Genomic DNA, 12,542 nt, shown 5'->3' with positions numbered 1-12,542 from the left:
CGCTCAGACCTGGCAGGCCGGGCACCAGTAGGCCACCCGCTCGCCGCTGTCGTCGCGCCTGATGCGGGTGCCGCAGCGTCGGCAGTTCTCGCCGGCCCGGCCGTAGACCCACAGCTGCCTGCCCTGACGGGTATCGCCCGTCGTGCACCGGTTCCAACGAAACCTGTTCAGCCACAGCATGTCCCGGGCACGCGACACCAGGCGTCGCGGATCGGCGATCGCGGCGACCGGCGCTGTGGGCAGATGCCCGGTGACGAAACACAATTCGTTGCAGTACACGTTGCCGATGCCGGCCAGCACCCGCTGGTCCAACAGCGCCTCGGCGATCGGCCGGTCCGGCTGCGCGGCCAGGTTCGCGGCGGCCAACGGGGCGTCCCAGTCGGGGCCCAGCAGGTCGGGCCCCAGGTGCGCGACGGCCTCGCTCTCGTGCTCGCGCTCGAGTATCTCCAGCACCCCGAGGTCGACGCCGATGGCGCGAATGGGCCCGGCCTCCAAGATGATTCGCGTTCGATGGTCCACCCGCACCGGGCGGTTGCCGACCCGCCAGCTGCCGTCCATCTTCAGATGCGAATGAATGCTGGCCTGCCCCACCCGAATGAACAGGTGCTTGCCGCGGCTGACCACCTCGTCGATCACCTGACCTGTCAGGTCGACGGTGGCGAATTTCGGCACCCGAACGTCGCAGCGGGTCAGCGTGCGCCCGGCCAAGTGCTCGCGCAGCGTGGCCGCCGTGTGCCAGACGGTGTCACCCTCGGGCATCAGTCAATCCCGGCTCACCGCAGCCGCATCCCGCGCGGGGTGCGCGTGAAACCGGCCTCGGACAGGGCGGCGCTCACCAGGGTGGGGCCGCCGGCCGACGCCTCCAGGGCCGGTGCCCCGTCGATGCGTTCGACCAGGATGGACGCGACCCGTCCGCCCGAGACCAGGTCGGCCAGCGCCACGGCGGCGGCGTGATGGGCGGCGGGGTCGCCGGTGAACGTCAACAGCGACCGACCGCCGCGCTCGAGGAACCAGGCCAGCTCGCCGTCCACCAGCACCACCAGGGCGCCCGCCTTGCGACCGGGCCGGGCCCCCTCGGGCGACGGCCAGGGCAGGGCCGCGCCGTAGGGATTGGCCGGGTCGGTGGCGGCCAGCACCACCGCCCGGTATTCCGGACGCTCCGGATCGACGCCGTCGAGGTAGCTGCGCAGCCGGTCGACGGTCGACGCGACGGCGAACTGGGCGCCGCCGAGTGACTCCACGAAATAGCCGCGCTGGCAGCGGCCGGCCTCCTCGAAGGTGCTCAGCACCTTGTACAGCGTGGCGAACCCGCCCGGCACGCCCTCGGCGGTCACCGCGCCCCTGGTCAGCACGCCGTGCCGGTTCAGCAGCAGCTCGGCCTGGTAGTGGGCGCGCAGCGTGGAATCCGGCTCGGGAGCCGGCAGGACGGACCATCGCCCGGCCACGGTCGCGTCGACGCTGCGTTGCTGGGCGTGCGCGACGCTGTAGCGGCTCAGCCGCGGCGCCCGGCGTCCCCGGTGTGCCGGGGCGGCTCGCTTGCGGCTGCCGGTCCCGGCGAGCGCCGCGCGAACCGGGGCGAACGTGTCGCCGCTGATCCAGCCGGCCCAAATCAGTTCCCACAGAGCCTCTTTGAGCGCCGTCTCGCCGACACCGTCCTGGGCGAGCTGGCGGAAGAAGTACCCGCCGCCACCGGCAAGCGTGTCCAGGATCGCCCGGTGGGTGTCGGTGAACTCGATCTCGGCGGGGGCGGCCAGCGTCAGCGGCGCGGTGTCGCTGGCGTGCAACGTGATCCAGCCGTCGCTACCCGAGATCGACCCCGCGCCCGACCAGGTGACTTCCCCGGTCGCCAGCAGCTCGTCGAGCATCGCCGGCGAGTAGTCACGCACCCGGGGCGCCAGCACCAGCGGCTCGATCGCCGAGGCCGGGATCCGGACGGCGGCCACCTGGTCGATCACCGACATCAGCCCGTCCAGCCCCGAGTAGCCGGCGGACAGGCCGTGCCAGGACGGCAGGAAGCGGCCGTAGGCGGCGGTGCTCACCGGCTCGACCTGGGCGCGCAGCGCGGCCAGCGAACGGCGCCGCAGGATGCGCAGCACCTCCGCGTCGCACCACTGCTCGCCGCCCGGACCGCCGGTGGTGTCGCCACCCGCGACGAAGTCGCCGCGCACCAGCCGGCCGTCGCCGGCCAGCCTGCCGAGCACGTCGGCGGTCACGCGCAGTCCCAGGCCGAAGCGGCCGGCCGCGTCGGCCGTGGTGAACGGGGTGCGGGTGCGGGCGTAGCGGCCGAGCAGCTCGCCCAGCGGGTCGGCGACCTGCTCGGCGAAGGCCGCCGGGACGCCGACCGGAACCGCGACCCCGACGCCGTCGCGCAGCCTGCCGATGTCCTCGATGGCCACCCACCAGCTGCGACCGGCGAACGACACGGTCAGCGCGCGCCGGGCGGCGCGCAGGCCCTCCAGCCAGCCGCCGACGTCCTCGGCGGCGGCCCGCTCGGCGACCTCGTCCTCGGTCAGCGGGCCGAGCAGCCGCAGCAGGTCGGCCACGCCCTCGGCGTCGCGCGCCGCGCGGTCGGCCGATAGGTGCTGCAGCTGGCGGCCGGTGGCGACGATGACGTCCGGGTCGAGCAGCTCGCGCAGTTCCACGCGGCCGAGCAGCTCGGCCAGCAGCGTGCTGTCCAGCGACAGCGCCGCGGCGCGGCGTTCGGCCAGCGGGGTGTCGCCCTCGTACATGAACGCGCCGACGTAGCCGAACAACAGCGACGCCGCGAAGGGCGACGGCCTCGCGGTCTCGACCTCGAGCATCCGGACCCGGCGGCCCGCGATGCCGGTCATCAGTTCGGTCAGGGCGGGCACGTCGTACACGTCCTGCAGGCATTCGCGGATGGTCTCCAGCACCACCGGGAAGTCGGGGTACTTGCGGGCCACCTCCAGCAGCTGCGCGGCGCGCTGGCGCTGCTGCCACAGCGGCGAGCGGCGGCCGGGCTGGCGGCGGGGCAGCAGCAGCGCGCGGGCCGCGCATTCGCGGAACCGCGAGGCGAACAGCGCCGAGGAGCCCACCTCGGCGGTGACGATGGGGTCGATCTCGTCGGCGTCGAAGACGAAAAGCTCTGCTCCGGGCGGGCTTTCGTCCAGGGTGTCGGGGAGCCGGACCACGATGCCGTCGTCGGAGGCGGTCGGCTTCTCGTCGACGCCGTAGCGTTCGCGCAGCCGCTTACTCACCGCCAGTGCCAGCGGGCCGTGCACCCGCAGCCCGTACGGCGAATGCAGGATCACCCGCCAGTCGCCGAGCTCGTCGCGGAACCGCTCGACCAGCAGGGTGGTGTCGGTGGGCACCACCCCGGCGGTGCTGCGCTGCTCGTCGAGCAGTCCCCACAGATTGTCGGTCGCATAGGCATCGAAACCCAATGCGGCACAACGCGTATCGAACTCATCGCGGCCGAGGCCGGCCAGCTCGCCGGTGAACGCGCCGAGCGCGGCGCCCAGCTCGGCGGGGCGCCCCGCGTCGTCGCCGCGCCAGAACGGCAGCCGGGCCGGCTGGCCGGGCGCGGGAATCACCAGCACCCGGTCGTGGGTGATCTCGGTGATCCGCCAACTGGTCGCGCCCAGCGAGATGACGTCGCCGGGCCGCGACTCGTAGACCATCTCCTCGTCCAGTTCGCCTACCCGCGAAGGCTTTTCGGAATCGGTCGCCAGGAACACCGCGAACTGCCCGCGGTCGGGGATCGCGCCGCCGGAGGTGACGGCCAGCCGCTGTGCGCCGGGCCGGGCGGTCAGCGTGCCCGTGTCGCGGTCGTAGACCAGACGCGGCCGCAGCTCGGCGAAATCGGTGGACGGGTACTTGCCCGACAGCAGGTCCAGCGTGGCCTCGAAGACGCTGCGGGGCAGCGTCGCGAACGGGGCGGCCCGCCGCACGGTGTCGAACCAGCGGTCGGCGTCCAGCGGCTCGAGCGCGGCCGCCGCCACGGTCTGCTGGGCCAGGATGTCGAGTGGGTTGGCGGGCACCCGCATCATCTCGATCTGCCCGGTCAGCATCCGCTGCACGCTGACCGCGCAGCCGATCAGGTCGGTGCGGTGTTTGGGGAACAGCACGCCCCGGGAGACCTCGCCGACCTGGTGGCCGGCGCGCCCGATGCGCTGCAGGCCGCTGGCCACCGACGGCGGGGCTTCCACCTGGATCACCAGGTCGACGGCGCCCATGTCGATGCCCAGTTCCAGGCTGGACGTCGCGACCACCGCCTTGAGCAGCCCGCGTTTGAGGTCCTCCTCGACGACCGCGCGCTGCTCCTTGCTGACCGAACCGTGGTGGGCGCGGGCGAGTATCGCGTCGGCGCCCAGGGTCTGGCCGCTGCCCATGATGTGCGCGGGCGCGCCACCGGGCACCTTCGGGTTGGCCTCCATGGCCAGCGCAATGCCGCAGCGCTCGGCGTGAATCTCGTTGAGCCGCGCGGTAAGTCGCTCGGCCAGCCGCCGCGAGTTGGCGAACACGATGGTCGAGCCGTGCGCTTCGATCAGGTCGACCAGCCGGGCCTCGACGTCGGGCCAAATGCTGTTATTGGCGAGGTTCGCCATGTCGGGCACCGGCACCTGCACGGAGAGCTCGAAGGACTTGTCGGACTGCGGGGCGACGATGGTCGTCGGGGCCTGCCCGGACAGGAACCGGGCCAGCTCCTCGGGCGGGCGCACGGTCGCCGACAGACCGATGCGCTGCGCGGGGCGCCCGTCGCGAAGGTCGCGGGACAGGTCCTCGAGCCGCTCCAGCGACAGTGCCAGATGCGCGCCGCGCTTGCCCCCGGCGATCGCGTGAATCTCGTCGACGATCACCGTCTGCACCCCGACCAGCGTCTCGCGGGCGGCGGAGGTCAGCATCAAGAACAGCGACTCAGGGGTGGTGATCAGCACGTCGGGCGGGTGCGCGATGAGCTGCCGGCGTGCCGCGGGCGGGGTATCGCCGGAGCGGACGCCGACGCTGATCTGCGGGGCCGGCAGGCCGTCCCGCTCGGCGATCCGGGTGAGTCCGGCCAGCGGGGTGCGCAGGTTGCGCTCGACATCGACCGCCAGGGCCTTCAGCGGCGACACGTAGAGCACTCGGGTGCCCGCCGGCTTTTCGGCCGGGCGGGCGAGGCTGTCCAGCGCCCACAGGAAGGCCGCGAGCGTCTTGCCGGACCCGGTCGGCGCGACGACCAACGTGTTCTTGCCGTCGGCGATCGCATCCCAGGCCGCCGCCTGGGCGGTGGTGGGCGCGGCGAACGTACTGTCGAACCACTCACGGGTGGTCGCGCTGAACCGGCTCAGCGCATCGGTGCTCACCTAGCCATGGTGCCAACAGACACCGACAAAAGCCGACCCGAAGGCCGATTACTGCGGTTGGTGACGAGAATTCGCCATCGCGTGCGCGAGCTCCGGCGGAATCTCGGGCACCCGGGTGATCGCGTCCAGCAGCGTGTGTGCGCACGAATCGGCGAGGCGCTCGGCGCTGGCGGTGGGGTCCATGATGCGCTGGCGGCACAGCTCGAAGGTGAACGCGATCCAGCCGTTGACGATGATCCGCAGGTCGCGCTCGATGTCCGGTTCCAGCTTCGCCCCGGGAACCTTGGTGACGACCTCGCCGATGCGCGTCATGATGAGTTCCATCTGACGGATCTTGGCGTCGTCCTCGACCCCGAGCAGGACCGGGTCGGACCGGCCCAGGCCGACGTATGCCGCCCAGGCCGCCTCCGGGTTCTGTTCGTGGTAGGCCATGTAGGCCAGCACGCCCATCCGCGCCTCTTCGAACATCGTCAGCCCGGCGACGGGCTCTTTGTTCGTGGCCTCGTAGAGCCGGTCGGCCTCGTCCTTGACCACGGCGGCGAAGAACGCGCGCTTGTCCGGGAAGTAGTGATACATCAGGGCCCGAGAGACTCCGGCGCGCTCGGCTATCTCGTCAATGCGGACCTCGTCGTAGGGTCGTTTCCCAAAGACTTCTGCCCCCAATGCGAGCAGCTCGGCGCGCCGATCCTCGGGGGATAAGCGCCTTCTGGCTGTCGGCATGTGACAGATATTACTCATGTCGATTAGGTGCACCGCCAGCCCGCGTTCATCCGGAGTCCACGCCCCGTGCCAGGGCCAACCCCGCACGGGCGCGCAACCGGCGGCGGGCCGACCGGAACCGCTTGCAGACGTCGGCAATTGGGCATCGAGAGCGCGGCATAGGCGGGTGGCGGGTTAGTCGGGAATCCGGCGGGTATCCGCATCGGGTGGAGCAAATTCCCGCAACTCGGTAACTAATCCCGCGTTGCGGCCGAAATAGAAGTGCAATCAATACCCGGACATGAGGTTCAGCGATGCCGAAAGCCGACGAGCGTTCGCGTGGCGACCGCCTGGGCCAGGAGGACGGCGACGTGCGCGCCGCCATCCGGTTCGCGATGCTGTCGGCGGCCGGCGGGGTCGGCTTCGTCATCATGGCCGCCCTGTGGGTCAGCACCTGCCCGGCCACCGGTGTCGACACCGTCGCGTGCGGCGCGCCACAGCGCACGCTGCTGGCAATTGGCGGACCGGCGATCCTTCTGGCGGCCGGGCTTTGGGCCTTCGTGCAGACCTACCGCGTGTGGCGCCGGGAGGGCACGTGGTGGGGCTGGCACGGCGCGGGCTGGTTCTTGCTGACGCTGATGATCGTGACCGTCTCCATGAGCGTCCCCGCGATTGCCGGGCCCGTGCTGGCTCTTTGAGATTCGGCGTTCTACCGTGGATATTGCGGCCTTAACTAGGAGCAGCCATGGGAGACACCTACCGTGACCCCGTCGACCATCTACGGACGACGCGTCCACTCGCCGGCGAGTCGCTGATCGACGTAATACATTGGCCCGGCTACCTGTTCGTGGTAGCCGGGGTGATCGGAGTGTGCGGAAGCCTGGCGGCCTTCGGCACCGGACACCAGCACGAGGGCATGACCGCGGGCGTCACCGCGGTCGTCGTCACGGTGGTGGGGCTGGTGTGGCTGGCCGTCGAGCACCGGCGGATCCGAAGAATTTTTGAACGATGGGCCTCCGAGCACCCCGAGGTGCCCAGGTCGGGGCTCAGCAGCTAACCGCAGTCCAGGTCGCGAATATTTAATAGATCCGTGGGTTATTCGGTGCCTTCAGTGGGTATCAGGTGTGAACCATGATGAGTGCTGCCTATATTCGCGCGCCCGCGCACGCAGTCCAGCATCGGGCACGGAATCAAGAAAGCACCAACATCAATGGTGACGCGACAGCGACAAGTATGATCAGCACAATCCCGGGTAATCACTGCTACGCGCCCGAGTCTGCGCGTCCGGGGTGGGTTGGTTATGACGGGCCCGTTCATCGCGAACGGAATAACCCGGCGGCGATCATGAATAACCGGCTCGACCGTAACGTCCAGGGCGCGCTCCAACGCGAGGAGTAGTGTGAGTCAAACTTTGCCGGGAGAGCATATGACCGATGCGCAACTGCGCGGTAGCAAACGCCAACGGGGCCACCGCGCCGTCGAATTGCAAGTTGCTGCACGCCTGGAGAACCTGGCGATGCTGCGTACGTTGGTCGGCGCCATCGGCACTTTCGAGGACCTCGATTTCGACGCGGTGGCCGATTTGCGGCTCGCGGTCGACGAAGTTTGCACCCGTTTGATCCGGTCGGCGACGCCCGACGCGACCCTGGCCGTCGTGGTCGACCCGCGCGACGAGGTCTTGATTGTGGAGGCCTCCGCGGCATGCGAAACACACGACGTGGTCGCGCCCGGCAGCTTCAGCTGGCATGTCCTGACATCCTTGGCCGATGACGTCCAGACCTTCCAGGACGGACGCGAACCCAATGAAACCGGCAGTGTTTTCGGTATCACGCTGACGGCGCGACGGGCGGCCTCCAGCAGGTGACAGCGAAAGCTGACGGCGGTTCGGGTTCGCGCCCAAATGAATACGCCGACGTTCCGGACATGTTCCGTGAGCTGGCCACTGTCGACGCCGATTCGTCGGAGTTCCAGCGGCAGCGGGACAAGATCGTCGAGCGGTGCCTACCCCTTGCCGACCACATCGCCCGCCGATTCGAGGGCCGCGGCGAGCCGCGCGACGACCTGGTTCAGGTGGCGCGCGTCGGATTGGTCAACGCCGTAGCGCGTTTCGACGTCGAGACCGGATCTGACTTCGTGTCGTTCGCCGTGCCCACGATCATGGGAGAGGTTCGCCGCCACTTCCGCGACAACAGTTGGTCGGTCAAGGTTCCCCGGCGATTGAAGGAATTGCATCTGCGGCTGGGCACCGCCACCGCCGAACTCTCGCAACGGCTGGGCCGTGCGCCCACCGCCACCGAACTCGCCGCCGAACTGGAAATGGACCGTGCCGAGGTCGTCGAGGGCCTGGTGGCCGGCAGCTCCTACAACACCCTGTCCATCGACAGCGGCGGTGGCAGCGGCGGCGAAGAGGACGACGCGCGCGCCATCGCCGACACGCTGGGCGACGTGGACGCCAGCCTCGATCGGATCGAGGACCGCGAGGCGCTGCGGCCGTTGCTCGAGGGGCTGCCCGAGCGTGAGCGAATGGTGTTAATGCTCAGGTTCTTTGAGTCGATGACCCAGACTCAGATCGCGGATCGGGTGGGCATCTCGCAGATGCACGTGTCGCGACTGCTGGCCAAGTCGCTGACGCGGCTACGTGACCAGTTGGAGTAGCGGACGCTGGTCGTCGCCCCGGTGCGCGGCCTTGAGCAGCGGCTCGTCCGTCGCACCGGTGACCGGCAGGGTGCCGTCGGGATCACAGACCCGCAATAGCCGCGACACCGCTTCGCTCGGTGCCATCGCCCAGTGCACCTGGGCGGCCGAGCACACCACATTGATCCGGTGCAGCGCCGAAAACCCGGCGGTGCCAATGAATTCCAGGCCGCGAAGGTCGAGGATGACCCGGCTGGTGCGGCCCACATTGCGCTGGACGTAGGTGGCGAGCTGATCGGCGTTGGCGGCATCGAGCTCTCCGTCGACGGTCATCACGGCGCCCGACGCGTGCCATTGCGCGCTGAATTGGGCGGTACGGCAACGCTGCCAAGATTGGGCCACAGCCATTGCTGACTCCATCCATTGAGGAGAATTCCTGCTATGGAACACGTCAGCCACGAGGGAAAGGTTCGGAGGAGGAGGGAATTCCGCCTACCCCACGCGTCTGGCACGTATTCCGGGTGGCTGTGAACTCAACCTGTCCGCAACCCTACTCGGGGCAGCCGGGACCGACAACGCTCCCTGTGAATTCTCGCAGGATCGTTACTTGATCTCCGCGAGCACGGTGCCCTGCGTGACGGCGGCGCCGGCCTCGACAGCCAGTCCGGTGATGACGCCGTCCTTGTGGGCGGTGACGGGGTTCTCCATCTTCATCGCCTCGAGGACCACCACCAGATCGCCCGTGGCGACCTCTTGGCCTTCCTCGACCGCGACCTTGACGACGGTGCCCTGCATGGGCGCGGTGACGGAGTCGCCGGAGGCCGCAGCGCCGCCGTGCGAGCCACGCTGGCGCGCCTTGGGCTTCTTGCGGACGACGCCGGCCTCGCCGCCGCCACCGCCGCCGGACAGCGCCAGGTCGCCGGGCAGCGAGACCTCGAGCCGGCGTCCGTTGACCTCGACGACCACCTTCTGGCGCGGCTGGGGGTCCTCGCCGTCCAGGGGTTCGCCGGCGGTGAAGGGCTCGACGGTGTTGTCCCACTCGGTCTCGATCCAGCGGGTGTGCACCGTGAAGCCGTCGTCGTCACCGATGAACGCCGGGTCGGACACCACGGCGCGGTGGAACGGGATGACCGTCGCCAGGCCCTCGACGTGGAATTCATCGAGCGCCCGGCGGGAGCGCGCCAGCGCCTCCTCGCGGGTGGCGCCGTACACGATCAGCTTGGACAGCATCGAGTCGAACTGGCCGCCGATCACCGAACCCGCCTCGACGCCGGAGTCCAGCCGGACGCCGGGGCCGGTGGGGATGTCGTAGCGGGTGACCGGGCCGGGGGCGGGCAGGAAGCCACGCCCGGCGTCCTCGCCGTTGATCCGGAACTCGATGGCGTGCCCGCGCGGCGTCGGGTCCTCGGTGATGTCCAGCTTCTCGCCGTTGGCGATCTTGAACTGCTGCAGCACCAGGTCGATGCCCGCGGTCTCCTCGGTGACCGGGTGTTCCACCTGCAGCCGGGTGTTGACCTCGAGGAAGGAGATCAGGCCGTCCTGGCCGACCAGGTACTCGACCGTTCCCGCGCCGTAGTAGCCGGCCTCCTTGCAGATGCGCTTGGCGGACTCGTGGATCTCCTTGCGCTGCGCGTCGGTCAGGAACGGCGCGGGCGCCTCCTCGACCAGCTTCTGGAACCGGCGCTGCAGCGAGCAGTCGCGGGTGCCGGCGACGATGACGTTGCCGTGCTGGTCGGCGATCACCTGGGCCTCGACGTGGCGCGGCTTGTCCAGGTAGCGCTCGACGAAGCACTCACCGCGGCCGAACGCCGCGACCGCCTCGCGGGTGGCCGACTCGAACAGCTCGGGGATCTCCTCGATGCTGCGGGCCACCTTCATGCCACGTCCGCCACCGCCGAAGGCCGCCTTGATCGCGACCGGCACGCCGTACTCCTTGGCGAAGGCCACCACCTCGTCGGCGTCCTTGACCGGGTCCGGGGTGCCGGGCACCAGTGGCGCCTGCGCCTTGGCGGCGATGTGGCGGGCGGTGACCTTGTCGCCGAGGTCGCGGATGGACTGCGGGCTGGGCCCGATCCAGATCAGGTTCGCGTCGAGGACCGCCTGGGCGAAGTCGGCGTTCTCGGACAGGAAGCCGTAACCCGGGTGGATGGCGTTGGCGCCGGACTTCGCGGCGGCGTCGAGGATCTTGGCGAAGTCCAGGTAGGACTCCGCGGACGTCTGGCCGCCCAGGGCGAACGCCTCGTCGGCCAGCCGCACGTGCGGCGCGTCGGCGTCGGGTTCGGCGTACACCGCCACGCTGGACAAGCCCGCATCGCGGGCCGCCCGGATCACCCGGACAGCGATTTCGCCGCGGTTGGCGACGAGCACCTTGGAGATCCTTGAGCTGGCGTGACTGGCCACTGCGCCTCCTGTTTGGGCCTTCTGCAGAGATTCTTCTGCGTGCGTCTCTAAGAGAATTTCTTACAACGATTTCGGGGGAAGTCTAAGCGCCGCGCCGCCGGGCCGATGAGGCGGTGTCGGAATTCCTTGGTTACTCGGGAGTAGCTCGCAATCGCCGCTTGATGCGGGCCAGCATCGCCGACATGCCGCGTAGCCGCAGCGGGCTGATCAGAGGGCCCAGGCCAAGCTCGGTGTAGAAATCCTCTGGCACGGCCAGGATGTCGGCGGCGGGCTGGTTGTCGAGGCCGGCGGCCAGGATGGACGCGAAACCCCGGGTGGTCGGCGCCTCGGCCGGCGCGCTGAAGTACAGCCGGACCCGGTTCGGGTCGTCGGCGTCGACATGCAGGAACAGCGGCGACTGGCATTCGGGCACCGGCTCCATGGCCGCCTCGGCCATGTCGTCGGGCAGGGCCGGCAGCTCGTCGGCGAATTCCAGCAGCAGCCTCAGCTTGTCCTGGCCCTGCACTTCGGAGAAGTCGGACACCACCTCGGCCAACGGCGCGGGCATGCTCATCCGGCGGCCCTCAGGCGGGTACGACGCCGGGGCTTTCGCCCGCGACGATCGGCACTCGCACGGTGTTGCCCCACTCGGTCCAGGAGCCGTCGTAATTGCGGACGTCCGGCTTGCCGAGCAGGTGCGTGAGCACGAACCAGGTGTGGCTGGACCGCTCGCCGATGCGGCAGTAGACGACGGTCTTGTCGTCGGGCTGCAGGAAGTCGTAGAGCTCCTCGAGCTCCTCGCGGCTGCGGAACCGGCCGCTCTCGTCGACCGCCTTGCCCCACGGGATCGAGCGCGCGGTGGGGATGTGCCCGGCGCGCAGCGCGCCCTCTTCGGGGTAGTCGGGCATGTGGGTGCGCTTGCCCGTGTACTCGTCGGGCGAGCGGACGTCGATCAGCGGCTGGCTGCCGATGACGGCGAGCACGTCGTCCTTGTACGCCCGGATCGGGGTGTCGTTGCGCTGCACGACGGGATAGCCCGACGACGTTCTGGTCGGCACCTCCAGGCTGGTGTCGCGCCGTTCGGCCAGCCACAGGTCGCGCCCGCCGTTGAGCAGCCGGACGTCGGGGTGGCCGAACAACGTGAACACCCACAGCGCGTAGGCCGCCCACCAATTGCTCTTGTCGCCGTAGATCACCACGGTGTCGTCGCGCGAGATGCCTTTGCGATCCATGAGTTCGGCAAACTGCTCGCCGCTGATGTAGTCGCGGACCCGCGGGTCGTTGAGGTCGGTGTGCCAGTCGATCTTGACCGCGCCGGGGATGTGGCCGACGTCGTAGAGCAGAACGTCCTCGTCGGATTCGACGATCACCAGACCGGGCGCGCCCATGTGGCCGGACAACCAGTCGGCGGTGACCAATCGCTCGGGGTGGGCGTAACCGGTCAGCGTTGGGCTTGGATCGGGAGGTAGCGGCACAAAACCGAGCCTACCGTCAGGGCCCCAACCAGCACCGGGCGGCGCATGA

11 protein-coding genes are annotated in these 12,542 nt (G+C 69.7%); 4 read left to right on the top strand and 7 right to left on the bottom strand.

From position 1 onward, the window contains the following. Nucleotides 1-3 precede the first annotated feature (3 nt). Genes nei2 through MRAB57_RS02100 form a run of 3 tightly spaced genes read right to left on the bottom strand, consistent with a single transcriptional unit; the run spans nt 4 to nt 6,026 of the window. Nucleotides 4-759 carry an endonuclease VIII Nei2 gene (nei2, locus tag MRAB57_RS02110; RefSeq protein ID WP_077086086.1) on the bottom strand — a complete coding sequence of 252 codons (756 nt, stop codon included), beginning with the start codon at nt 757-759 and terminating at the stop codon, nt 4-6. 14 nt (nt 760-773) lie between these two features. Further along, a complete protein-coding gene (locus tag MRAB57_RS02105; RefSeq protein ID WP_077086085.1) occupies nt 774-5,306 on the bottom strand; it encodes an ATP-dependent helicase in 4,533 nt (1,510 codons plus the stop codon). Nucleotides 5,307-5,354: 48 nt separating this feature from the next. Further along, nucleotides 5,355-6,026 (bottom strand): TetR/AcrR family transcriptional regulator, encoded by a 672-nt coding sequence (locus MRAB57_RS02100; protein ID WP_077086084.1) that lies wholly within the window; start codon nt 6,024-6,026, stop codon nt 5,355-5,357. Between the two features lie 293 nt (nt 6,027-6,319). Here MRAB57_RS02100 and MRAB57_RS02095 point away from each other — a divergent pair, with 293 nt between their 5' ends. From MRAB57_RS02095 to MRAB57_RS02080, 4 genes are all read left to right on the top strand, one after another. Next, nucleotides 6,320-6,703, top strand: coding sequence for a hypothetical protein (locus MRAB57_RS02095; RefSeq protein WP_077086083.1), 384 nt, complete (start codon nt 6,320-6,322; stop codon nt 6,701-6,703). A 47-nt stretch (nt 6,704-6,750) separates the two neighbouring features. Beyond that, complete coding sequence (gene usfY / locus MRAB57_RS02090; protein ID WP_077086082.1) at nt 6,751-7,062, top strand: protein UsfY; 312 nt, start codon at nt 6,751-6,753, stop codon at nt 7,060-7,062. A 369-nt stretch (nt 7,063-7,431) separates the two neighbouring features. Next, nucleotides 7,432-7,869 (top strand): anti-sigma factor, encoded by a 438-nt coding sequence (locus MRAB57_RS02085; RefSeq protein ID WP_077086081.1) that lies wholly within the window; start codon nt 7,432-7,434, stop codon nt 7,867-7,869. Further along, a complete protein-coding gene (locus MRAB57_RS02080) occupies nt 7,866-8,660 on the top strand; it encodes an RNA polymerase sigma factor SigF (RefSeq protein ID WP_077086080.1) in 795 nt (264 codons plus the stop codon). Before MRAB57_RS02085 ends, MRAB57_RS02080 begins: the two co-directional genes overlap by 4 nt. Here the strand turns inward: MRAB57_RS02080 and MRAB57_RS02075 are convergent. The 4 genes from MRAB57_RS02075 to MRAB57_RS02060 form a co-directional block, all read right to left on the bottom strand. Further along, entirely contained in the window at nt 8,640-9,059 is a 420-nt protein-coding gene (locus MRAB57_RS02075; RefSeq protein ID WP_077086079.1) for an STAS domain-containing protein, read from the bottom strand. The genes MRAB57_RS02080 and MRAB57_RS02075 overlap by 21 nt on opposite strands. Before the next feature lie 183 nt (nt 9,060-9,242). Beyond that, the gene (locus MRAB57_RS02070) at nt 9,243-11,039 is read right to left on the bottom strand and encodes an acetyl/propionyl/methylcrotonyl-CoA carboxylase subunit alpha (RefSeq protein ID WP_077086078.1); all 1,797 of its coding nucleotides are present in this window, start codon (nt 11,037-11,039) and stop codon (nt 9,243-9,245) included. A 130-nt stretch (nt 11,040-11,169) separates the two neighbouring features. After that, the gene (locus MRAB57_RS02065; RefSeq protein WP_077086077.1) at nt 11,170-11,592 is read right to left on the bottom strand and encodes a SufE family protein; all 423 of its coding nucleotides are present in this window, start codon (nt 11,590-11,592) and stop codon (nt 11,170-11,172) included. Between the two features lie 10 nt (nt 11,593-11,602). Further along, nucleotides 11,603-12,493 (bottom strand): sulfurtransferase, encoded by an 891-nt coding sequence (locus MRAB57_RS02060; RefSeq protein ID WP_077086076.1) that lies wholly within the window; start codon nt 12,491-12,493, stop codon nt 11,603-11,605. Between the last annotated feature and the right edge of the window lie 49 nt (nt 12,494-12,542).

Origin of the sequence: Mycobacterium rhizamassiliense (assembly GCF_900157375.1) — a bacterium.
Taxonomy (GTDB): domain Bacteria; phylum Actinomycetota; class Actinomycetes; order Mycobacteriales; family Mycobacteriaceae; genus Mycobacterium; species Mycobacterium rhizamassiliense.
This window is presented reverse-complemented; position numbering and strand designations above follow the sequence as displayed.

Bases quoted from the DNA above. Each gene is read 5' to 3' on its own strand.
- MRAB57_RS02065 (WP_077086077.1), bottom strand. From the start codon at position 11,592: ATGAGCATGCCCGCGCCGTTGGCCGAGGTGGTGTCCGACTTCTCCGAA.
- nei2 (WP_077086086.1), bottom strand. From the start codon at position 759: ATGCCCGAGGGTGACACCGTCTGGCACACGGCGGCCACGCTGCGCGAG.
- MRAB57_RS02075 (WP_077086079.1), bottom strand. From the start codon at position 9,059: ATGGAGTCAGCAATGGCTGTGGCCCAATCTTGGCAGCGTTGCCGTACC.
- usfY (WP_077086082.1), top strand. From the start codon at position 6,751: ATGGGAGACACCTACCGTGACCCCGTCGACCATCTACGGACGACGCGT.
- MRAB57_RS02095 (WP_077086083.1), top strand. From the start codon at position 6,320: ATGCCGAAAGCCGACGAGCGTTCGCGTGGCGACCGCCTGGGCCAGGAG.
- MRAB57_RS02085 (WP_077086081.1), top strand. From the start codon at position 7,432: ATGACCGATGCGCAACTGCGCGGTAGCAAACGCCAACGGGGCCACCGC.
- MRAB57_RS02100 (WP_077086084.1), bottom strand. From the start codon at position 6,026: ATGCCGACAGCCAGAAGGCGCTTATCCCCCGAGGATCGGCGCGCCGAG.